The organism is Nocardia sp. CY15 (genome assembly GCF_009829295.1).
Taxonomy (GTDB): domain Bacteria; phylum Actinomycetota; class Actinomycetes; order Mycobacteriales; family Mycobacteriaceae; genus Nocardia; species Nocardia sputi.
Genome location: NZ_VUOT01000017.1, coordinates 52,974 through 73,975 on the forward strand (window position 1 = coordinate 52,974; position 21,002 = coordinate 73,975).

The following is a 21,002-nucleotide window of genomic DNA, read 5'->3' on the forward strand; positions in this document are numbered from 1 at the left end:
TCGGTGGGTATGTGTTCCGGTCGTACGCGCGCCGATGCCGGAAGGGCTCCGGGGGTATTGCGTTCGCCGCATCGGAGCCTAATATAAGTCAAGGCTTATCAAGGAGGATGTCATGCCACTGCTGACCGATCCCGCCGCCATCGCCGGGCTCGTGACCCGCGAGGTCCGCACCGGATCTCGCGACGGCACGCCGACCAGGATCGCTGTCGCCCGGCGCACGTATCCGACCGATCAGGCGGATCTCTGGGACGCCCTCACCGACATCGAGCGGATCCCACGCTGGTTCCTGCCCGTCAGCGGTGACCTGCGGGTCGGCGGCCGCTATCAGCTCGAGGGCAATGCCAACGGTGTCGTCGAACAGTGCGATGCGCCGAGGCGGTTCGCCGTGACATGGGAGATGGGGCCGCAGATCTCCTGGCTGACGGTGGATCTCACGCCTTCCGGAGACGGCACCGAGTTGGAGTTGGTACACGAGGCTCCGGTCGATCCCGAGTTCTGGTCGCAGTACGGACCGGGTGCTGTAGGCGTCGGGTGGGATCTCGGCCTGATGGGACTGGGGCTGCATTTGTCGAGCGGAGTTCGGGTGGACCAGGCCGAGGCCATGGCGTTTCCGACGACGCCCGAGGGAGCGGCCTTCATCCGCACGGCGGCTCTCGGCTGGGCAGAGGCCGCAGTGGGCGGCGGTGACGACCCGGCTGCCGCGAACGCGGCGGCGCTGCGAACCGTCGCGTTCTATACCGGCGCCTCGGAAGGCGGCTCTCAGGTTTGATGGACAGGTCCCCAGCGAAGATCTTCGAGGCACTGGGTGACCCGGTTCGCCGGTTCATCCTCGAAGTGGTGGCGGCGGGCGAGCAGCCCGCGGGTGCGCTGGTCGCGGCCGTGCGAGAGCACACGCCGATTTCCCAGCCCGGCGTCTCACAACATCTCAAGGTGCTGCGCGATGCCGGGCTGGTGCACGTCCGCGCCGAGGGCACTCGACGGCTGTACACCCTCGACCCCGCGAGCGTCGACGCCGCCCGGGCCTGGCTGACCGGGCTGACCGGGCTGACGGACCCGCTACATCGGTTCGCCCAACCGCTCGACGCTCTCGCGACGGAGATCGCTCGCGGAAAACGAGCACGCCGCGGCGCCGAGCCCGATCGAACCGGCACAGCGGATGCCGACGGACAAGCCCGTTACGGGTGACCGCACGCACGACTCCGTCAGCAGCGGCCGAACACGACGGCCGCGTTGTGGCCACCGAAACCGTACGAGTTGTTCAGCGCGTACTCTATCTTCTGAGTCCGGGCGCTGCCGTGGACGATATCGAGATCGATCTCGGGATCTTGATTGTCGAGATTCAACGTGGGCGGCACCACGCCGTCCCGCACGCTGAGCACGGTCAGGGCGGCTTCCACCGCGCCCACCGCGCCCACCGAGTGGCCCAGAGCGGATTTGGGCGCGTAGACCGATGCGTGGCCGCCCACCGCCTCTCGGATTCCCCTGGCCTCCGCTAGGTCGCCGAAGGGAGTGGCTGTCGCATGGGCGTTGACGTGATCGATGTCGGAAGCGCTCACCCCCGCCGTTTCGAGCGCACGACGCATGGCTCGAATGTTTCCCGCGCCGTCCGGGTGCGGGAGAACCATGTGGTACCCGTCGGCGGTGAGGCCCGCGCCCATCAGGCGAGCCAGCGGTTTCGCCCCCCGAGCCCGTGCGTGGTCCTCCGACTCCAGCACGAACAGGGCCGCGGCCTCGCCGAAGACGAAACCGTCTCGGTCCCGATCGAACGGGCGTGACGCGCGCTCGGGTTCATCGATCCGTGTGCTCAGCGCCCGCATCATCGAGAACCCGGCCACCGCGAGCGGATTGATCCGGCCCTCCACGCCCCCCGCCACGACGATGTCGGCTTCGCCCAGGATGATCGAACGCCACGCGTGCACCAGCGCCTCGCATCCGGAAGCACACGCGGAGACGGGCGTGATCACGCTGGCTCGCGCGCCGAGTTCCAGCCCGACCACCGCCGCGGCGCCATTGGGCATGGCCATGGGCACCGCGAACGGGGACACTTTGCGGTAGCCCGCCTCCCGCATCTGGTCGTTGGACTCGATGATCGTGTCGGCGCCACCGAGGCCGGTGCCGATGCAGACGCCCAGTCGATCGAGATCGACTTCCGGCCGGCCCGCGGTGTCCCAGATCCGGTTGCCCATGACGTAGGCGATCTGCTGGACATACGACATGCGTCGCTTCTGGACGCGGCTGAGTTCGTCGGTCGGATCCAGTTTGAACTGGCCGCCGATGTCGACGGGAACCTTGAAGCGCTCGAAGTCGGGGTCTTGTACCTTGGCGATCCCGGTTTCGCCGGCGAGGAGTCCTTTCCAGGTGGCGTCGGTGTCGGCGCCGACAGCGGTCGACATCTCGATAGCAGTCACGACCACACCCCGGAATCCTCCGTTGCTGGTAGAGAAGTCCGCCAAATCGGACATCAAACCCCTTCTTTCGGCTCGTCGGCTCAGATGCTCCAGCGAGGCTATGCGCGTGCCGGAACCGCGGGGTAGTAGCCCGAGTGCCGATCACCGCTACGATCGGGCCATGCAACCGGATGGGGGAACGCGTCGTGTGACGGTCGTCATTCCCGACGAAGTAGTGGTTCTGGACGCCGCGATTCCGATCGACGTGTTCGGTTCGGACCCCCACTATCGCCTCGAAGTGTGCGCGGTATCGCCGACCGTGCCGACCTCGATTCCTGGGCTGTCGTATGTGGCGACGGCCGGGCTGGAGGCTCTCCGCCATGCCGATACGGTGATAATGCCCGGCTATTCCACCTACGAGCAGCCACTGCCGGACCCCGTGATCCGATCGCTTCGCGACGCCCACGCACGGGGTGCGCGAATGTTGTCGATCTGTACCGGCGCTTTCGCGCTAGCCGCGGCGGGCCTGCTGGCCGGCCGGCCCGCTACGACGCACTGGCGCGCCGCGCCGTTGCTTCAGCGCCGATACCCCGACATCGACGTTCATTCCGATCGATTGTTCGTCGATGACGGCGACGTGATGACCTCCGCGGGGGTCACCAGCGGAATCGATCTCTGCCTGCACGTGGTGCGCAAGGACGTCGGCGCGGCGGCCGCGAACGAACGCGCCCGCGACCTGGTGGCGCCGCCGGTCCGTGAGGGCGGCCAAGCGCAGTACACCCGGCAGTTCTCGCCGCAGACCTCCTCCGGCGTGCTCGCCGAGACACGCGCGTGGATTCTCGCGAACCTCGATCGCAGGCATTCGATCGAGGACCTCGCCAGGCGTTCCAATCTCTCGCGCCGTAGCTTCATCCGGCGCTTTCGCGAAGAAACCGGAACCTCCACGCATGTGTGGATCACCAGCGCGCGCCTGAATCAGGCTCGAGAGCTGCTCGAGACCACCGGCCTCCCGGTCGATCAGATCGGCTACCGCGTCGGCCTCGGCAACCCCGCCAACACCCGGGCGGTGTTCAAACGTCATCTGGGTGTCAGCCCCGGCCAGTACCGGCGCATGTTCACGGTCGGGAACTGAACGGCGCGCCTCCGGGAACTGCTCGGCCGGGGGCTCGGGCCCTAGCCGGGAAGCCGTTGCGCGGGATAATCGCGCAGTCGTGGGTCGGTGTCGCCGACGACGACCGGATGACCCACCAGCTCGAACATCGCGACATCGGAATGATGATCGCCGAAGGCCATGCACGCCTTCGGATCGATGGCCGCTTGTTCGGCATACCGCAGCAGGGCGGCGGACTTGTCGGTACCGACCATCGTCGCGAGGACGTCGCCGGTGTACTTTCCGGCGGCCGTCTCCATCTTCGTGCACAGAACCGTTGCCGCGCCAACGGCTTCGGCGATCGGTTCCAGCGCCGGGGCGATCGAGCCGGAGACCAGCACGATGCGACTGCCGGTGCGGGAGAGCTCGTCCAGTCGTCGCCGCACGGCGGCATTGAAGAAAGCCGGGTCCGCGGAACTGGAGGCGAACCAGTCTTTTCCGGTACGCCGCAGGTCGGCGGTGTCACGGCCGGCCCAGTGCCGATAGAACCACCGATGTGATTCGCCGCGGCTCATGCCTGCCGCACGAAGCGTCCGGAACTCTCGAAGCACGGCGTCGGCTTCGGCGCCGTGCCCCCGGCGCCGCGCGTCGAAGACGAACAGGGACAGGAAGGTTACGCTCCGGACCAGCGTTTCATCGACGTCGACGAAAACAGCTGGGACAGCGACCTTTCGATCGATCAGCTCCGGCGCGGGGAAGGATCCCGGGTCCTGCTCTCTGGGCGGCGTCATGCTCGAGCCTCGGTCTGCGCGGCGGCGTCGACCTCCTGTTCCGGCTCTTTTGTAGCCGACGGTGGGTCACCGTGCCGCACCGCGCGGGTGACGCCGCAGATTCTCAGCAACGGTGCCGTCATGGCGGTGGTGACCAAGGCCATGATGACCAGCAGCGAGTACAACTGCTGGCCGATGACGCCGATCGTCAGTCCGATGTTCAGGATCACCAGCTCCGTCAGCCCCCGGGTGTTCATCAGCGCGGCGAGGGCCGCGGACTCCACCCGGTCGATTCCGCCGCAGCGGGCCGCCACGTAGGTGCCGCCCAGCTTGCCAACGAGGGCGGCGAACATGATCGCGACGAACTCGACGACGCCCGCGCGGTCGAGCGCGCCGAGATCCACTTGCAGGCCGGCGACCACGAAGAAAGCAGGCAGGAAGATACTGCTCAGCAGTCGGGCGCCGTCCTCGACGGCCGTGCGCAGCGGCCGGGGGAAGACCACACCGAACAGGAACGCGCCGAAGATCAGGTGCAGGCCCAGCCACTCGGTGGTGGCTCCCAATAGCAGAGCGCCCGCGACGCCGATGAATACCATGTTGCCGGTGTTCTTCTCGGACCCGCTGCGGGCGATACGGCACAGCGCCGGACGCACCGCCCACCACAACACCATGACCAGCGGGATGAACAGTAGTATCCGCCACTGGTGATCGAGGTCGGGCTGCGCGATACCGATGACTACCGCCAGAACGCACCAGGCGAGTACGTCGTCGAATGCGGCGCTGGTCATCGCCGACTGGCCCAGGCGGGTGCCCAGCAGCCCGCGGTCGTGCAGGATGCGGGCCAGCACCGGAAACGCCGTCACGGCCAACGCGCACCCGATGAAGAGGGCGAATGTCAGCCGATTTCCTTCACCGTGCCGTGCCAGCGCCCAGATCGCGATCGCGGAACCGAGCGCGAAGGGAACGACGTAGGCCGAAACCGCCACAGCGGTGACCGACCGCCTGCGACCGGCGAGCGAGCGGAGATCCATCTCGAGGCCTGCCGAGAACATGAAGATCATCACGCCGACATTGGCGAAAGCCGTGAGATACGACCGGATGTCGTGCGGAAACACCGCTGCGGACAGCTCCGCGCCGAGGATCGTCGGCCCCGCGAGTATTCCTGCCACGATCTCGCCGATAACCGGGGGTTGGCCGCATTTCTCGGCCAGCCATCCCAGCAGCCGGGCCGCGGCCACGATGAGTACGAGGTCCAGCAATAACAAGATCATTTGGTTGCTCGGCAACGCCTCGACTCCGTTCGGCATTGAGGAGATCGCGAGGTCGGATTCGACCCTCGCAGGCGGTCTGTCCGTACGTCGAACCGCGGTGCGGAAACCCCCGAAAGATGGACTACCTGCATCGAGACGATATCGCAACCGCGCGGCGAATGAGGGGGGAGAGTGACCTACGCCACGTTCGGTACGGGGTCCGGAGCGTGTGGCGCAAAGGAGTGCATGTCTGTCGCGAATCGGACTGGCTGGTCGCTCTTTTGGTTGTGAATACTTCGATCTATGGCTGGAGCCAGTCGGAGGGCGCAGCTGAGGGGAGTCGACGTTGTTCGAAGGTAAGACGGTACTCGTAACCGGTGCGGCAACCATAATCGGCGCGGAGGTCGCTCGGGTCTTCGCCGGGTATTCCGCGAATGTTGTGCTGGGGGACATCGATGCGGACGGCGGGAAGGGGACGGCCGCCGGTATCGGCGATCGCGCCGTCTTCGTGCCGATCGATCTCCGCAGCGATTCGTCCATCAGGTCGTTCGTCGCGACCGCGGTCGACCGGCACGGCCGGATAGACGCTCTGGTCAACATCGCCTGCGTCTACGGCGACGACGGCTCCACCGCGGACATGCGGGCACAGTGGCTGGAGGTGCTGAACACCAATGTCGTCGGTACGGCGATGTTGTGCGGACAGGCGCGATCCGCTCTGCGAGACGCGGGAGGGTCCATCGTCAACTTCACCTCGCCCAGTGGACGGATCGCGCAGGCCGGGCGAGTGCAATACCCGGTGAGCAAGGCCGGGTTGCTGCAACTGACCCGAAGTCTCGCGCTGGAATACGCCGGTGACGGGATCCGCGTCAACAGTGTCTCGCCGGGCTGGACCTGGTCGCGTGTGATGGATGAGATCACCGAAGGGGACCGGGCGCGGACCGACGCGGTGGCCTCCCGATTCCACATGCTGGGCAGGGCGGCCGATGCCCGGGAAATCGGTGAGGTGGCCGCCTTTCTCGCTTCGTCCAGGGCGAGCTTCGTGACCGGCGCCGAGTGGACCGTGGACGGCGGCTACTCCGCGCTGGGACCCGAGCAGACCACCTCGGCGATCGAGCTGCTCCTGCGCGATCGGTCCGAATCGCACGAAACCTCTCTGGCATAGGAAATCGAACGATGACTGCAGCAACAATTTCGGCGACCTCCCTGCTGGAGGCGGTACGTTCCCTGGCGCCCGATTTGGCGGCACGCCGCAGCGAGATCGATGCCGAGCGCAAGCTTCCGGTGGACATCGTGGAGCGACTCCGCGAGATCGGCGTCTACCGAATGGGTTTCAGCTCGGAGATCGGCGGTCCCGGCTTGACCTCCCTCGAGCAGCTGGAAGTGGTCGAGGCCCTGTCGTACGGCGACACGGCGACCGGGTGGTGTGCCATGATCGGCGCCGCCACCGGCATCTACGCGGGATATCTCGACGAGCAGGCGATCGCGGAGCTCATGCCGAGCCAGGACCTGATCACGGCGGGTCTGATCTTCCCGGCCGGCCGTGCCGAGCGCACCCCCGGTGGTTATCGACTGACCGGACGATGGAAGTTCGGCAGCGCGATCACGCATGCCGACCTGGTCATCGGCGGGGCATTCGTGACATCGGGAGGAATCCCGGAGGCGACCGCGGACGGCAGGCCGGTCGTCCGGCTCTTCTTCATGCGCCGCGATCAGGTCACCGTGTTCGACACCTGGGACACCACAGGTCTTCGTGGCAGCGGAAGCAACGACTACGCGGTCGAGGACCTCTTCGTCCCCGAGCATTATTCCTTCGCGTTCGGCGAAAGGAAGAGCTGTAGCGGGAAGCTGGCCGAGCCCGAAGCGCTGGCCCGGATCATGCCCGGTGTACCGCTGGGTACGGCGCGCGCGGCGTTGGACTACGTCCGCGGACTCGCGGACGGCAAGACAGTGCCCGCGGCCGGGCAGAAATGGGCGGACAACTACCGTGCGCAGTACCTGCTGGGCGAGTGCGAGATGGAGTACATCGTCGCGCGCGGCGCCGTCGTCAACACGGTGGAGGCACTGTGGGACGCCCTGGAGGGCAACCGTTTCGCGGAATTGCCACCGGACACGAGGATCGCGACCGCGCTGGCCAGGACCCATGCTTTCCGCGCCGCGCTGCGGATCGTCTCCCGCCTGTGCGAGCTGGTGGGTACGGATTCGATCTACCGGCCGGATCCGCTGGATATCTGGCTGCGCGACATGAACACGATGGCGCGGCACATCATCGCGCACGACCAGGTGATCCAGTCCACCGGAGCCTTCCTGATGGGCGGCAGGCCGGAGTTCCCGTTCGTCGTAGGGCTGGGCTGATCCGATGGAAATCGACAAGCGCAAACGGCTGCCGTCCCTGACCGGACTGCGGTTCTTCGCGGCGCTCTCGGTGTTCGTTTTCCACGTGATGCTGCCGAACTCGCCGATACCTCCCTACAAGCCGGTCAATCTTTTCGCCGATCCGGACGTCGCGTACGACGCGGCATGGGCTGTAGGGAAGTTGGGATTCCTCGGGGTGTCCTTCTTCTTCATTTTGAGCGGCTTCGTCCTGACTTGGTCGTGGAAACCGGGATCGAGCAAATTGCAGTTCATCCGGCGACGAGTGGTCAAGATATTCCCCAACCACCTCACGCTCTGGGTGGCGTCGATGGTTCTTTTCGCCGCGGCTATCACGCCATGGAAAGCTTGGTTGCCGAATCTCTTCCTTCTCCATGCGTGGTTCCCGCAGAACTACATCAATGCAGGAGTCAACACGCCGTCGTGGACGTTGTCCTGTGAGCTGCTGTTCTATGTTCTGTTTCCATTCGTGATACCGGCGGTGCTGCGAATCGACAGGAAGTATCTGTGGCACGGAGCCGCCGCCATGGTGGCGGGCATTGCCGTGATCGTCCTCTTGACGGCCTTCGTCGTCCCCGGCTCCGAGAAATCCGAACTCACGCCGATTCCCGTTCTGCAGCTGTGGTTCGGTTACCTCTTTCCTCCGTCGCGTCTGTTCGAATTCTTCCTCGGCGTGTTCGTGGCGCGCATCGTGATGGAAGGGCGATGGATACGGATTCCGCTCTGGGCCGCGGTGGCTGCGGTCGGGGTGGGTTATGTGGTGGCGATGTACACGCCGTTCTACGTCGGCTTCGTCCTGGCGACCGCGGTTCCGCTCGCCCTGCTGATCGGATCGGCCGCCCAGTCCGACATCGAGGGGACGTCACGGTTCCTGTCGAGCCGGCTCTCGGTCAAGCTCGGTGAGATCTCCTTCGCCTTCTATATCTGTCAGGGCGTCACTTTGTTCTATGTCCGCCGCCTCATGGATGCCGCCACGTTCAGTGTGCCGGTCGCCGTGCTGATAATCGTCCTTTTATTCTGTTTGAACATCCTCGCCGCTTGGATGTTGTTCACCTTCGTGGAAGCACCTGCTATGCGTCGGTTCGCTCGGCCGAGGCGAGCTCCCAGCGTCGGAGAAAGGGTGGTCGGTTAGACCTTCGGATCGCTCTCGAAATCAGCGGAAATTTTCCGGTCGGAGGCTCGTGGTGCGCCACGGGCCTCCGATTCACGTTTTATCGACGGTGGGAACAATTCGGTTGCCTCGCCGCCGCCTCGGCGGTATCCTGGGATGTGTTCTGAGTCAGGGAACGAGTTCTGAATATGGGGGGGTGTTCGATCAAATGAATTACGTGAATCGCATCTGGTTATGAACTTTTAGGGTTCGCATATACGGGGTTTCGAACGGAGTCTCCTTCCTGATTTCGAATCCCGCTCAGGCATTCTGATCGCAGACAATTCACCGACGGTCCGGTCCGCGTGAATCGCGGAAATGCGCCGTGCGGTCCGGTTGTGTGCGCTCGTTGTGTCGTATGTTCGGAAGGTAGTAATGAATACGACTGTCGACAACGGGTCCGAGCGTCTCCAAGAGCTCGGGCGACAACAGTCCTACTCCAGACACGACCATGACGCGGAATCGGTTGCCACCGAGATACTTCGCATGGTCTTCGCGCGCCGGCGAAGCGCCGAGCCGAAGTCGGTGTGTGAGCTGGCTCCGTGCGCGGAGTGTTTCGCACCGCACCTGCCCAAGGTGATCCGGTACATCGAGGCCGGTACGCCGGTCCATTTCGTCATTCCGGCGTTCCCGGCGAAGTCGCGTAACCGCCGCAAGACGCTCGGTCGTCTGCCCGACATGGCCGAGGCACTGGCGATCGAGTCGCTGCAGGGATTCTGTGACCAGATCTCGTCGGTCTACCGGCCGGGCGCGATCGTGACCATCTGTTCCGACGGCCATGTCTTCAGCGACACGCTCGGAATCCCGGACGTGCACGTCGATCACTACGGTGCGGAGCTTCGCCGGATGATCCGGTCGACCGGCGGCGGCTCCATCGGCCTGTACGGATTGCGGGACGCGATGCCCGAGATGACCTGGGACGAACGCAGGCGGCGTCTGCTGGCGGAGTACTCGGACGGCATCGGCGCACTACGCGCAGCGGTGCGCGCCGATCCTGCCGCACGGCGAATGTTCAACGGAATCCACCGTTTCATGGTCGAGGACAATGCCGTGCTGCTGCCCGACCTGTCCGCCACCCAACGGCGGAACCGGTCGAAGGAGACGGCGTACGAAGTGGTGCAGCGCAGCCAAGCGTGGAGCCGCCTGATGGCGGAGATCTTCACCGAGGCGGTGCGACTGTCGATTCATCCGCAGGCGAATCATTCCGAGAAGATCGGTTTCCATCTCCTGCGGACCCAGGACAGCTGGCTGACGCCGTGGCACGGCGTGGTGCTCGACGACGGAACCAGCCACACGCTGGTCAAGCGGATGTATGCCGAGGAATTGGGCGCTCGCTTGGTATGGCGCAACAGTCGCCCCAGTCACTTCGTCCTCGGCAGGACGCCGCAAACCGATTCCTAGCGAGTGTAAGGAAGGTCATAAGGTCATGACGAAAAGTTCGAGCGAATTGCTGCTGGGAGGGCAGCGGCTTCGGCCGTTCGGTCGTCTCGTGGCGTCCGCGACGGAGGGGCAGACCCTCGCCGACGTGCCGATCGAGGAGCTGCTCGCAACGACGCTCAGCGAGAAAGTGGTCGTGCTGCGCGGATTCGGCCTGCTCGGCAAACCGGAACTGGAGAACTACTGCCGCGCGGCCGGCGAGATCCTTCAGTGGAACTTCGGGTCGATTCTCGATCTGGTGGTCCGGGACACTCCCGACAACTACCTTTTCGACCGGGACGATGTCCCGTTCCACTGGGACGGGGCGTTCGCCGAGCACGTGCCGCGGTTCTTCCTCTTCCAGTGCGTGCGAGGAGAGGGCGCCGGCGGCGAGACCGTGTTCTGTGACAGCGTTCAGGTCTACCGGGAGGCGCCGGAAGATCTGAAGGAGCTCTGGGCTCGCACCACGATCACATACCGGACAGACAAACTCGCGCACTACGGTGGCTCGGCCGAATGGCCGCTGCTCGGAACGCATCCCGTCACGGGCGAGACGACGATCCGATACGCCGAGCCGCTGGATCCGGCGCGCTACGCCAATCCGCTGTTCTTGACCGTCGAGGGAATCTCGGCCGAGGACGGGGTGCGCGTCATGGAGGACCTGCGCGAGCGGCTGCACGACGCGCGCTACTGCTATGCCCACCAGTGGCGGACCGGCGACATCGTCGTGGTCGAGAACCACGCTCTGCTGCACGGCAGGAATGCGTTCACCGGATCGGTCTCGCGGCATCTTCAGCGCATTCAAATCATCTGAGCAATCAGCCATCGGAGAGGAACGTCAATGGCTCCACAAGTTTCCAGACCAGCAACCGAGTACGACGTCGTCATCATGGGCGGTGGTCCCGCGGGGTCCACTCTCGCCGCGATGTTGTGCCGCGAAACAGACCTGCGCGTGGCGATTTTCGACCGCGAGGTGTTCCCCCGCGAGCACATCGGGGAATCGGGAGCGCATCCACTGGTTCCCGTCCTGCAAGCCAGCGGCGCTCTCGAGAAGGTGCTCGCGAGCGAGTGCTGGATCCAGAAGTTCGGCGGTATCTACCAGTGGGACACCCAGCGGCCGTTCGTGGGCTTCTTCGAGCACTCGGACTACCTGGTCGACGGCGTGTACCGATGGTCGGTTCACGTCAATCGCGCCGAATTCGACACCGTTCTGCTCGATCACGCCGAATCCTGTGGTGCGCACGTCTTCCAGGGAGTGCGGATCGTGCGGTTCCTCCCCGGTGCGAAGGACGCCACGGTCGTCCTGGAAGACGGCACCGAGGTCAGGGCCGGGTATTTCGTCGACGCGTCCGGCCGGGCGAATCAGGTGGCCGCCCGCGGTTCGCAGCGGGACAAGCAATGGCTTTCGGAGTACCGCAATGTGGCCGTCTGGTCGCATTACCGCAACTGCGTGCCGGCGCAACGGGCTGCGGGTGACTGGAACGTCTTCCGGGCGGAGGATCTGTCGCCGATCTACGCGGTGGCCTTCGAGCACGGGTGGGTGTGGTACATCCCGACGCCTCGTCTGGTCGATGGCACTCGGGAAACCGTGTGGTCGATCGGTATCGTCACCAATCCGGAATCGATCGCCCGCGTGGATCTGCGTGACCCGGACATCTTCCTGAAGACCATCAAGTCGATCCCGGTACTGCAGGACCTGGTCGCGGACGCCGAACCGATTCGTCCCGAGATGCTGACGGCGACCAACTATTCCCGGATCAGCGAGTGCTTCGGCTCGTACTCGGATCGCTGGATGGCGGTCGGGGACGCGTCGTACTTCGTCGACCCCCTGTTCTCTTCCGGGATGTCCTTCGCCGTCACCCAAGCCTGGGCGGCCGCATTGGTCCTGCGGAAGACATTCGACAAGGAGTTGGACGAGCAAGCCAAGCAAGACCTCTGGCGTGATTACGACGTCGAGTGGCGCGGGATGGCGGAGACATGGGCGCTGAGCATCGACCAGTGGTACCACGAGATCTCGCGTTCGCATCCCGACAGCCCGTACTGGAGCGCGCAAGGGCGGCGAGTGGAGGTCGACAACGCCACCGAAGGGACGTTCCAGGCGCTGCTGAACACCGCGCTGGTGCCCGACCTGCTGAACATCATGACGAAGGGGACCCGCGACCCGCGTGACCTCGCCACCGAAGGACCTTATCTGCGGGCTTTCACCGCCGCGGACGCGGTCGAACTGGCGCAGGGCGACATCGTGGCGCTGTCGGAAGACGCACGGATCCGCTCGGGCATGGGAGCCGACATACCGGGCTTCAAAGGCATGTCGCCGCCGTTCGAGATCCCCCAGGAGGCGCGTGACGGGCTGGCCGCGTACTGGCGAGACCTCCTCGCCAACGGTGACGCCGCGCCTTCGCCACTGGCCGACACCGTGCCGTGCCACCGGATCTATTCCGCGGCGGACCCCGAGATCGAGGTGCGGTGCCTGGAACGGGACGGCGGCAAGGAACTATGGGAAACGCTGACCCGAGGCCCCGCCCGGTGGTCGGAGCTGGCGCCACAGTTGACGGTGTTGCAGGGGCGGGCCTTGAAGCGCTTGATCCGAGCGGGGTTGGTGATTGCCGGGCCGGAAGCGGACCAGCAAGTCGTTTAGGTCGAGGACATGAGGTCATTGGCTGTTCTGGCCGTCGATGATGTGATTCCGTTCGATCTCTCGGTCCCCATCGAAATCTTCGGCCGTGCCCGACAGGAGGATGGCGAGCCCGCATACCGAGTCGAGGTATGCGGGGTGCGCTCCGACGTTCCGTCGAAGTTCTTCGGGATCTCATGCCTCGGTGACATCGAATTTCTCGAGGAGGAGGCCGGAACCGTCGTCGTCCCAGGAGCGATGAGTTACCGGGCGCAGCCATCGGAGCGATTGAGAAGGGCATTGATGCGTGCCCATGAGCGCGGCGCGAGGGTCGCATCGATCTGCTTGGGTGCGTTCACGCTCGCCTCGGTCGGCCTGCTCGATGGCAGGCGGGCAACGACGCATTGGATGGCCGCTACCGAATTGTCGAGAAGCTATCCGCGGGTCCGCGTGGACCCCACGGTGCTGTACGTGGACAACGGGAGCATCCTGACCTCGGCCGGCGCCGCGGCGGGACTGGACCTGTGCCTCCATATGGTTCGGCAGGATTACGGCACCGCTGTCGCGGCGGATACCGCCCGGCTCTCGGTGATGCCACTGACACGCGACGGGGGGCAAGCGCAGTTCATCGCGGAACGTCCGCGTTCGGAGGCGGACAGCAAGTCGATCAATCCCACATTGGAGTGGGCGGAGACGATGCTCGGTGAGAAGATCACCGTGCTCGATCTCGCGGAGCGAGCCGGAGTCAGCAAGCGCACGCTGATCCGGCGCTTCCACGAGCAGGTCCGGATGACGCCGAACGAGTGGCTCCAGACCGCCCGGGTGCGAAAGGCCCAGGTATTGCTAGAGACGACCATCCTCACAATGGAGTGCATCACCGGCCAGACGGGTTTCTCTTCGGTGGCCGCCTTCCGGAAGGTCTTTCGCAAGACCGTGGGTGTGACGCCTCAGGCGTACCGGCGGGCCTTCCGCTGACCGATTGCGCGGCTCGTCCGCGCGCAGGCCGGCTCTCGCCGTGGATTCGCGTGGAGAATACGGATCCGCGGCGAGAATCCCCGTCGGCTGCTCGCGCCGTGGGCGGGTGTCCCCGACCGAGGTCCGGTCGCCGGGTGCAAGCGGCGTGACGGCCGAGCGAGTGTGCCGAGTCCGAACCTGCCGAAAGGCGAGTACCGCGCTACTCGGTATTTTCGTGGTGGCCGGAGCTAGGTTCACAGGTGCTCGGTCCCCATGGCGAAGGAGATCACGGTGCCCACAGCGAATTTCGGTACGAGAGAAGATCCCGGTTTCGAACTCGAGCAGAGCCCCGATCTGATCGTGGTGCGCACGCACAGCGGTCGCGGGATCCGGCGGAAATCGGGGTCGGTGCCCACACCGCTCAGTGGCGAACTCGATGACGCGACGCTGGTGCAGGCCTACCCGGAGGCCGGGGTGGAGGTATATCGGCTGCCCGCGGGGTCGAGGTCGGTGGAAGAACGCAAGCCGGTGCTCGAAGCCGCGCCGGAGGTGCGGTTCGCCGGGCACGTCCTGGTCGACCCCGGCACCGAGGAACCGGTGCTCTACACCGAGAACATCTTCGTGAAGTTCGTCGACGGCGTAGCGCACGAGCATTGTCTCGCCGTGCTGGACGCAGCGGAGCTCACTGTGAAGCAGAGGGTTTCGTATGCGAGGAACGCCTACTTCACGGCAGCGCCGGAGGGCACCGGCCAGCGGGTCTTCGATATCGCCAACGCGCTGCTCGATCGCGACGATGTGGAGAATTGCCACCCGGAGTTGATCCGGCGCCGTTCAAGGAAGGCGATCTCTCCTCAGCAGTGGCATTTGAAGAAGACCACCATCGACGGTGTCACGATCGACGCGCACGCGGCAGTGGAAGCCGCTCATGCCCTCACCCGTGGGGCCGGGGTGACGATCGCCGTCATCGATGACGGTGTCGATATCGACCATCCCGAATTCGCGGGCGCCGGTAAGGTGGTCGCGCCGCGGGACGTGACGTCGAAGACCAGCGATCCGCGTCCCAAGGACACCTTCGGCACCGGTCCCGACAACGGTGACAACCACGGCACCGCGTGCGCGGGCGTGGCCTGCGCCAACGGCACGGGCGCAGCGTCGGGCGTGGCGCCGCAGGCCGCGCTGATGCCCATCCGGCTCGCCTCCGGACTCGGATCGCAGGCCGAGGCGGACGCCTTCGTGTGGGCCGCCGATCACGGCGCCGACGTCATCTCGTGCAGCTGGGGGCCGGCCGACGGGAAATGGTTCGAGCCGAACGATCCGGTGCACAACCGGGTGGTGCCGCTACCGGCGAGCACCAGGTTGGCGATCGAACACGCCGTCGGCGCCGGACGTGCGGGCAAGGGTTGTGTGGTGTTGTTCGCAGCGGGCAACGGCAACGAATCCGTCGACAACGACGGCTATGCCGGTTTCGCGAAAGTGATCGCGGTCGCGGCGTGCAACGACACCGGCAAACGCAGCGTGTACAGCGATTTCGGTAAAGCGGTGTGGTGCGCGTTCCCCAGCAGCGACTTCGGGCACCGGCCCTTCGGACATCCCGACCCCCGCACGCCGGGAATCTGGACGGTGGACCGGCACGGCGCCCGCGGCTACAACCCCGGCACGGCGGCGTCGGGGGATGCGGCGGGCGACTACACCAACGACTTCGGCGGCACCTCCAGCGCTTGCCCGGGCGCCGCCGGGGTGGTGGCCCTGATGCTGTCGGTGAATCCGGATCTGACGTGGACCGAGGTGAAAGACCTGTTGAAGGGCAGTTGCGACAAGATCGATTCGCAGGGCGGCGGCTACGACGCCGACGGGCACAGCGACAAGTACGGGTACGGCAGGGTGAACGCGCTCGCCGCAGTGCGGGCGGCCGAGCCCGCGATCCCTAGTCCCTTGCCGGTACGGTGACCCACCGAACGCCGCCCTTCGCAGGTGGCGGTGTACCACCGCGGGGTAGGGGAGACTGAGCAAGTGGCGGATGACAGTGTTCGGCTGATCGTGGTGGATGCCGCCAATGTCGTCGGTTCGCGGCCCGACGGTTGGTGGCGCGACCGGGCCGGCGCTGCTCGTCGCTTACTCGGGAAAGTGGCCATGCTGCCGGAGCGGATGACGAATCCCACCGAGGTGATCGTGGTGCTCGAGGGGGCGGCGAAGGCCGCGGTCGACCGGGCGACGGATCGGGACCTCGCCGGCTTGCGCGTGGTGCGGGCGGACGGTTCGGGCGATGACGCGATCGTCGGCGCGGTCGCCGCGGCGCGCGCGAACGACGGCAGCCGTCCCATCACGGTGGTGACGGCGGACCGGGAACTGCGCGAGCGCGTCGCGGCGCTGGGGGCGGAGGTGGTCGGTCCGACCTGGCTGTTGGACTACATCGAATCGTGACCCGGGCGACGGTCGGAAGCCCGGCGTTTCACCCATACGTCCAGTCCGGTTTGGGGCAGTCTGAGCGGTATGACCGCCTCCGACGCCGTGGGGATGCCATTGCTCTACCTGGTCGAGATCTCCGAACCAGGCTATTTCAACCGGCCGTGGTGGAAGATCGCGAGCACCGGCGAGCCGAGCCAGGTGCGCGCCGCGCTCACCGAACTGGCCGTCCGGGTCGAGCGCGACATCCAGCGCGCCGGGGGCGCGCGCCGGTGCTGGTACCGCTACGACGTGCGGTGGTGCGACGGCGCGATGCTGGAGTGTTTCCAGGGGGCGATCCGATCGGTGCTGATTCCGGGGGAACTGCGTTGCTTGGCCGTTGCCCTCACCTCCGCGACGACCGTGGACCTGCGCTCCGTGGAGCGGCCGCCACGCTGATTCGCCGTCGCGCGCGCAGCAGGCGGGCGCAGAGCCGCGGAGCTTCGCCGGCCGCCCGTGGATCGGCGGCTCAGTTGAGCAGAGCCGGTTGTCCGGCGTCAGCCTGCTGCGCGGGACTCCCCGAACCCGCCTGCCGAGTGGTGGTGCGAGCGTCGGACTGCATCGGGTCCACTGCCGGATCGATGTCGATGGTGCGGCGCAGCGGGCGGTTCGGCAGCAGCGCGGCCGCGATGAGCGCGACCACCGTCGCGGCCGCGGCGATGAGGAAAATCCGCCCGGTCGCGTCGCCGTAGGAGGCGCGCACGATGGTCGCGATGGGCGCGGGAAGCGCGCCGATATCCAGGTTGCCGCCGCCGGAGGACTCGGTCCGGATACCGAGCCTGCCGAATCCCTCCGCGGACAGTTCACCGACCCGGGTGGCCAGCACGGAACCCAGCACCGAGACACCGATCGCGCCACCGAAAGTGCGGAAGAAGGCGACACTGCTGGACGCGGCGCCGATGTCGTGCACGCTCACCGTGTTCTGCACGGCCAGGACGAGGTTCTGCATCATCATGCCGACGCCGAGTCCGACGACGGTGATGTATCCGCCGACCAGCCACAGGCTCGTCGCGTGGTCGATCGTCGAGAGCAGCGTGAACCCGGCCACCAGCAGCGCGGCTCCGGCGACCACGAAAGCCTTCCACTTTCCGCGCCGGGTGATCAGCTGTCCGGAGCCGATCGAGGCGATCAGCATGCCCGCGACGAGCGGGATGGTCAGCACGCCCGCCGCGGTGGGGGAGTAGCCGCGCGCGGTCTGGAAGTACTGGCCTAGGAAGGTGGTCGCGCCGAACATGCCGACGCCGACCGCGATCGAGGCGATGATCGCCAGGCCCGTGGTGCGTTCGGTGACGATCGGCAAGGGGATGATCGGCGACTCGGCGCGGGACTCGACCCACACGGTCGCGATCAGCAGCAGCACGCCGGTGGTCACGTAGAGCGCCGACTCCCGCGACACCCAGTCGTAGTAACCGGCTTTTCCGGCGAACGACACCCAGATGAGCAGCACGGACACGCCGCCGGTCAGCGCAGCGGCGCCGAGCCAGTCGATCGACACCCCGGCCTTGCGCTCGGTAGGCAGCCGCAGGGTCCGCTGCAAGAGCGCCAGTGCGATCACCGCCAGCGGCACGCACACGAAGAAACACCAGCGCCAGCCCAGCGGGCTGTCGACGATGACGCCGCCGAGGATGGGCCCACCGGACATCGAAACCGCCATGACAGCGCCCATGTAGCCGGAGTATCGCCCGCGTTCGCGCGGCGCGACGATGGAGCCGATGATCGCGACGGCGAGCGCGGTCAACCCGCCCATGCCGACGCCCTGAACGACGCGCGCGACCAGCAGCAGGGCGACATCGCCCGCGAAGCCCGCGATGACCGAGCCGACCACGAAAATGACGATGGCGGATTGGACAAGCAGCTTCTTGTTGAACAGGTCGGCGAATTTGCCCCAGATCGGCGTGGAGGCCGCGTTCGCCAGCAGCGCCGCGGTGATGACCCAGGCGTAGGCGGTCTGCGACCCCTGTAGATCGCCGATGATGGTGGGCAGCGCGGTGGCGACGATCGTCGTGCTGAGCAGCGCCGTGAACAACGCCGCGAGCAGCCCGGTCATCGCCTCCAAGACTTCACGGTGGGTCATCGCGTACGGGTCGCGTCGCGTCACCGCCTCGACTGAACTAGACATCCACTTCCTGACTTTCTTTCGAAACCGGCTGGTGAGCGCCGACGGGGGTGCTGTGGGCGTGCGTGGTCAGTGCGCCGCGGAGCTTCTGGACGGCGAGGCAGGCCTGCTCGGCGTCGTCTTCACTCCAGTCGGCCAGGACGTTCTGCAATCCCCGGGCCCGCGATGCCCGCACGCGGTGCAGCAGATCGCGCCCCTTGTCGGTCACCCGGACCAGGGTGGCCCGGCCGTCGGTGGGATCGGCGTGCCTGCTGATGTAGTCGGCGCCGACGAGTTCGGTGATGTGCCTGCTCAATGCGCTGGGACTGATGCACAAGTCCGCGGCGAGGTCCCCTTGCCGACTCGAGCCTTTGGATTCGAGGGCGCCCAGTACCCCGATGCCGCCCGGAAGCAATTGCCCTTCTTCCGGGTGTGCGAGCGCGATACGGATGGCCCGGCCCATCAGGTAGAGCTCTCGAATCAGGCTCTGGGCCGTATCGGGCGAGACTGCCATGTCTACTCCAGACCACTAGTTACTTGCGCTACGCAAATATATAGTAGTTGCTTGACCTAAGCAACTAGTGGACGGCGCCGCCCGCGTCGAAGGCTGCGGGGGTGGGTGATGACAGAGATGCGCGGCTATCGGCCTCTTGGGGCCGCGACCACGAACCCAAGGGTGGCTATTCGTCCACCCCCGGGGGTTGCTGGATGCTCCCTGAGGTCACTGGTTATGGGGATGTACACGGCGGACAGTAGTAGCTGAACCTGATGTCGATCGCTATCGAGGAACTACGAGATGCAGCCGAGTTTCGTTCACCACGTAAGGCAGCAAACTTCTACCTACGGTGTGAACAGGTCGTTCACCTACCTGCACGAGGTCGGGCGGGAGTTGATCGAGGAGGTATCGACCTACCTCGAACTCGACCGCGACGCCAGGGCTGTCGCAGTCTGGCTGACCGACCGCCCGGAATCGGCGCAGCCCGTCGTGCTGCTCTATCACGACGGGCTGGCGTTCCTGCGCGCGTTTCTCGGCTGCCTGTACGCGGGCGTGATCGCGGTCCCCGCGCCCCTGCCGTACGACGAGGGCAGCGCCCGCCGCGTAGCGGGCATCGTCGCGGATTCCGGCGCCGAGCTGGTTCTCACGACCGGCGACGTCCAGCCGCTGCTCGAGACCGCGACCAGCGCGGCCGTCGTCGCCACCGACCGCCCGCTCGGCGACCCCGACCACTGGCGCATGCCCGACATCGGCCCCGAGACGATCGCCTTCCTCCAGTACACGTCGGGGTCGACCGGCGACCCCAAGGGTGTCGTCGTCACGCACGGCAACCTGATGCACAACGAAGCCGCCATCGCCTCGGCCGGGTTGAGCGATGCCTCGATCGGCGTCAGCTGGATCCCGCACTTCCACGACATGGGCCTGATCGGCACGCTGCTCGGGTCTCTGTACGTCGGGGCGGACCTGGTGTTCATGGCGCCGACGAGTTTTCTGAAGCATCCGGTGCGCTGGCTGCGCGCCATCGGCGAATACCGCGCGACCTTCACCGCCGCACCGAACTTCGCCTATGACCTGATCGTCCGCAGGGTGACCGACGAACAGTTGGCGGAACTCGATCTGAGCAGCGTCGAGATCGCCCTGAGCGGCGCCGAGCCGGTCCGTGAACGAACCATCGCGGCCGTGTCGCAGCGATTCGCGCCCGCCGGTCTGCGACCCACGGCGTTGCTTCCCGCCTATGGGCTGGCCGAGGTGACGTTGCTGGCCAGCGGCGGATCCATCGACGCGGCGCCGGTCTACCTCGACGTGGGTCGCGAAGCCCGGCTCGTCGGCTGCGGACGAGCGGCCCCCGGTCTGGACATCCGCATCGTCGACCCGGACACGCGACGGCAGGTTCCGGACGACACGGTCGGAGAGATCTGGATCGCGGGCCCGAGCGTCGCCGCGGGTTACTGGAACCGCCCCGACGAGTCGCGCGAGACATTCGGTGCGTACCTCGATGCCGAGGGCCCATTCCTGCGCACCGGAGATCTCGGTCTGCTGCACGAGGACGAACTGTTCGTCGCAGGGCGCCACAAGGATCTGCTGATCGTCAACGGCCGCAACCTGTACCCGCAGGACATCGAAGAACTCGTGCGCGGGTTGCATCCGGCGCTCGGCGCCGCCGGTGTCGCAGTCTCCGTCGACACGGGCGGCCGGGAACGACTCGTCGTGGTGCAGGGCGTCAAGACGGCGCGGCAAGGCGCCACGACACTGGCCGAGCTGACCTCGGCGATCAAGATCGCCGTCGCCCGCGGATTCGACGTATCGGCGCCGAACGTGGTGCTCGTCGAGCCCCGGGCCGTCCAGCGCACGACCAGCGGGAAGGTCCAGCGCGCCGCGATGCGGGACTCGCTGCTCGCACATCGTGTCGAGGGTGTCCTGCACGAGGATCTCGAACCGGCGCTGACCCGAACCCTGACCGCTTGATCC

Annotated in this window: 19 protein-coding genes; 14 read left to right on the forward strand and 5 right to left on the reverse strand. The window is 66.2% G+C overall.

Annotated elements, in window-relative coordinates; translation table 11 throughout:
- Nucleotides 1-112 precede the first annotated feature (112 nt).
- Both GVY39_RS19805 and GVY39_RS19810 read left to right on the forward strand, forming a co-directional pair.
- A complete protein-coding gene (locus GVY39_RS19805; protein WP_159926680.1) occupies nucleotides 113-769 on the forward strand; it encodes an SRPBCC family protein in 657 nt (218 codons plus the stop codon).
- The gene (locus tag GVY39_RS19810) at nucleotides 769-1,185 is read left to right on the forward strand and encodes a helix-turn-helix transcriptional regulator (protein ID WP_159926682.1); all 417 of its coding nucleotides are present in this window, start codon (nucleotides 769-771) and stop codon (nucleotides 1,183-1,185) included. Before GVY39_RS19805 ends, GVY39_RS19810 begins: the two co-directional genes overlap by 1 nt.
- Before the next feature lie 17 nt (nucleotides 1,186-1,202).
- On the opposite strand, the gene GVY39_RS19815 is transcribed toward GVY39_RS19810, so the two are convergent.
- Complete coding sequence (locus GVY39_RS19815) at nucleotides 1,203-2,462, reverse strand: KasA/KasB family beta-ketoacyl-ACP synthase (RefSeq protein ID WP_159926684.1); 1,260 nt, start codon at nucleotides 2,460-2,462, stop codon at nucleotides 1,203-1,205.
- A 106-nt stretch (nucleotides 2,463-2,568) separates the two neighbouring features.
- Here GVY39_RS19815 and GVY39_RS19820 point away from each other — a divergent pair, with 106 nt between their 5' ends.
- Nucleotides 2,569-3,519, forward strand: coding sequence for a GlxA family transcriptional regulator (locus GVY39_RS19820; protein ID WP_159926686.1), 951 nt, complete (start codon nucleotides 2,569-2,571; stop codon nucleotides 3,517-3,519).
- A 41-nt stretch (nucleotides 3,520-3,560) separates the two neighbouring features.
- On the opposite strand, the gene GVY39_RS19825 is transcribed toward GVY39_RS19820, so the two are convergent.
- Entirely contained in the window at nucleotides 3,561-4,268 is a 708-nt protein-coding gene (locus tag GVY39_RS19825; protein WP_159926688.1) for an HAD family phosphatase, read from the reverse strand.
- Nucleotides 4,265-5,518, reverse strand: coding sequence for a cation:proton antiporter (locus GVY39_RS19830; protein ID WP_159926690.1), 1,254 nt, complete (start codon nucleotides 5,516-5,518; stop codon nucleotides 4,265-4,267). The genes GVY39_RS19825 and GVY39_RS19830 overlap by 4 nt, the downstream gene beginning before the upstream one ends.
- A gap of 325 nt (nucleotides 5,519-5,843) precedes the next feature.
- On the opposite strand from GVY39_RS19830, the gene GVY39_RS19835 reads away from it, so the two are divergent.
- The 10 genes from GVY39_RS19835 to GVY39_RS19880 all read left to right on the forward strand — a co-directional run bounded on the left by GVY39_RS19835 (nucleotide 5,844) and on the right by GVY39_RS19880 (nucleotide 16,842).
- Nucleotides 5,844-6,659 carry an SDR family oxidoreductase gene (locus GVY39_RS19835; RefSeq protein WP_159926692.1) on the forward strand — a complete coding sequence of 272 codons (816 nt, stop codon included), beginning with the start codon at nucleotides 5,844-5,846 and terminating at the stop codon, nucleotides 6,657-6,659.
- An 11-nt stretch (nucleotides 6,660-6,670) separates the two neighbouring features.
- The gene (locus GVY39_RS19840; protein WP_159926694.1) at nucleotides 6,671-7,849 is read left to right on the forward strand and encodes an acyl-CoA dehydrogenase family protein; all 1,179 of its coding nucleotides are present in this window, start codon (nucleotides 6,671-6,673) and stop codon (nucleotides 7,847-7,849) included.
- A 4-nt stretch (nucleotides 7,850-7,853) separates the two neighbouring features.
- A complete protein-coding gene (locus GVY39_RS19845; protein WP_159926696.1) occupies nucleotides 7,854-8,999 on the forward strand; it encodes an acyltransferase in 1,146 nt (381 codons plus the stop codon).
- 504 nt (nucleotides 9,000-9,503) lie between these two features.
- Nucleotides 9,504-10,418, forward strand: coding sequence for an L-tyrosine/L-tryptophan isonitrile synthase family protein (locus GVY39_RS19850; RefSeq protein ID WP_236565552.1), 915 nt, complete (start codon nucleotides 9,504-9,506; stop codon nucleotides 10,416-10,418).
- A 25-nt stretch (nucleotides 10,419-10,443) separates the two neighbouring features.
- Nucleotides 10,444-11,247 carry a TauD/TfdA family dioxygenase gene (locus GVY39_RS19855; RefSeq protein WP_159926700.1) on the forward strand — a complete coding sequence of 268 codons (804 nt, stop codon included), beginning with the start codon at nucleotides 10,444-10,446 and terminating at the stop codon, nucleotides 11,245-11,247.
- A gap of 27 nt (nucleotides 11,248-11,274) precedes the next feature.
- On the forward strand, nucleotides 11,275-13,071 hold the full coding sequence (locus GVY39_RS19860) for an NAD(P)/FAD-dependent oxidoreductase (RefSeq protein WP_159926702.1): 1,797 nt from the start codon (nucleotides 11,275-11,277) through the stop codon (nucleotides 13,069-13,071).
- Between the two features lie 9 nt (nucleotides 13,072-13,080).
- Nucleotides 13,081-14,022 carry a GlxA family transcriptional regulator gene (locus GVY39_RS19865; protein WP_159926704.1) on the forward strand — a complete coding sequence of 314 codons (942 nt, stop codon included), beginning with the start codon at nucleotides 13,081-13,083 and terminating at the stop codon, nucleotides 14,020-14,022.
- A 270-nt stretch (nucleotides 14,023-14,292) separates the two neighbouring features.
- The gene (locus GVY39_RS19870) at nucleotides 14,293-15,948 is read left to right on the forward strand and encodes a S8 family serine peptidase (protein WP_201295275.1); all 1,656 of its coding nucleotides are present in this window, start codon (nucleotides 14,293-14,295) and stop codon (nucleotides 15,946-15,948) included.
- Nucleotides 15,949-16,011: 63 nt separating this feature from the next.
- Nucleotides 16,012-16,422: an NYN domain-containing protein gene (locus GVY39_RS19875; protein ID WP_159926708.1), complete on the forward strand. Its 411-nt coding sequence runs from the start codon at nucleotides 16,012-16,014 to the stop codon at nucleotides 16,420-16,422.
- A gap of 69 nt (nucleotides 16,423-16,491) precedes the next feature.
- Nucleotides 16,492-16,842 carry a hypothetical protein gene (locus GVY39_RS19880; RefSeq protein WP_159926710.1) on the forward strand — a complete coding sequence of 117 codons (351 nt, stop codon included), beginning with the start codon at nucleotides 16,492-16,494 and terminating at the stop codon, nucleotides 16,840-16,842.
- A gap of 70 nt (nucleotides 16,843-16,912) precedes the next feature.
- On the opposite strand, the gene GVY39_RS19885 is transcribed toward GVY39_RS19880, so the two are convergent.
- On the reverse strand, nucleotides 16,913-18,562 hold the full coding sequence (locus GVY39_RS19885; RefSeq protein WP_236565553.1) for an MDR family MFS transporter: 1,650 nt from the start codon (nucleotides 18,560-18,562) through the stop codon (nucleotides 16,913-16,915).
- A complete protein-coding gene (locus GVY39_RS19890; RefSeq protein WP_159926712.1) occupies nucleotides 18,555-19,052 on the reverse strand; it encodes a MarR family winged helix-turn-helix transcriptional regulator in 498 nt (165 codons plus the stop codon). Before GVY39_RS19890 ends, GVY39_RS19885 begins: the two co-directional genes overlap by 8 nt.
- A 333-nt stretch (nucleotides 19,053-19,385) precedes the next feature.
- On the opposite strand from GVY39_RS19890, the gene GVY39_RS19895 reads away from it, so the two are divergent.
- A complete protein-coding gene (locus tag GVY39_RS19895) occupies nucleotides 19,386-20,999 on the forward strand; it encodes a fatty acyl-AMP ligase (RefSeq protein WP_236565554.1) in 1,614 nt (537 codons plus the stop codon).
- The last annotated feature ends 3 nt before the right edge of the window (nucleotides 21,000-21,002 follow it).

Bases quoted from the DNA above. Each gene is read 5' to 3' on its own strand.
- GVY39_RS19825 (WP_159926688.1), bottom strand. From the start codon at position 4,268: ATGACGCCGCCCAGAGAGCAGGACCCGGGATCCTTCCCCGCGCCGGAG.
- GVY39_RS19805 (WP_159926680.1), top strand. From the start codon at position 113: ATGCCACTGCTGACCGATCCCGCCGCCATCGCCGGGCTCGTGACCCGC.
- GVY39_RS19820 (WP_159926686.1), top strand. From the start codon at position 2,569: ATGCAACCGGATGGGGGAACGCGTCGTGTGACGGTCGTCATTCCCGAC.
- GVY39_RS19850 (WP_236565552.1), top strand. From the start codon at position 9,504: ATGGTCTTCGCGCGCCGGCGAAGCGCCGAGCCGAAGTCGGTGTGTGAG.
- GVY39_RS19855 (WP_159926700.1), top strand. From the start codon at position 10,444: ATGACGAAAAGTTCGAGCGAATTGCTGCTGGGAGGGCAGCGGCTTCGG.
- GVY39_RS19810 (WP_159926682.1), top strand. From the start codon at position 769: ATGGACAGGTCCCCAGCGAAGATCTTCGAGGCACTGGGTGACCCGGTT.
- GVY39_RS19885 (WP_236565553.1), bottom strand. From the start codon at position 18,562: ATGTCTAGTTCAGTCGAGGCGGTGACGCGACGCGACCCGTACGCGATG.
- GVY39_RS19830 (WP_159926690.1), bottom strand. From the start codon at position 5,518: ATGATCTTGTTATTGCTGGACCTCGTACTCATCGTGGCCGCGGCCCGG.
- GVY39_RS19865 (WP_159926704.1), top strand. From the start codon at position 13,081: ATGAGGTCATTGGCTGTTCTGGCCGTCGATGATGTGATTCCGTTCGAT.
- GVY39_RS19890 (WP_159926712.1), bottom strand. From the start codon at position 19,052: ATGGCAGTCTCGCCCGATACGGCCCAGAGCCTGATTCGAGAGCTCTAC.
- GVY39_RS19815 (WP_159926684.1), bottom strand. From the start codon at position 2,462: ATGTCCGATTTGGCGGACTTCTCTACCAGCAACGGAGGATTCCGGGGT.
- GVY39_RS19880 (WP_159926710.1), top strand. From the start codon at position 16,492: ATGACCGCCTCCGACGCCGTGGGGATGCCATTGCTCTACCTGGTCGAG.
- GVY39_RS19840 (WP_159926694.1), top strand. From the start codon at position 6,671: ATGACTGCAGCAACAATTTCGGCGACCTCCCTGCTGGAGGCGGTACGT.
- GVY39_RS19860 (WP_159926702.1), top strand. From the start codon at position 11,275: ATGGCTCCACAAGTTTCCAGACCAGCAACCGAGTACGACGTCGTCATC.
- GVY39_RS19845 (WP_159926696.1), top strand. From the start codon at position 7,854: ATGGAAATCGACAAGCGCAAACGGCTGCCGTCCCTGACCGGACTGCGG.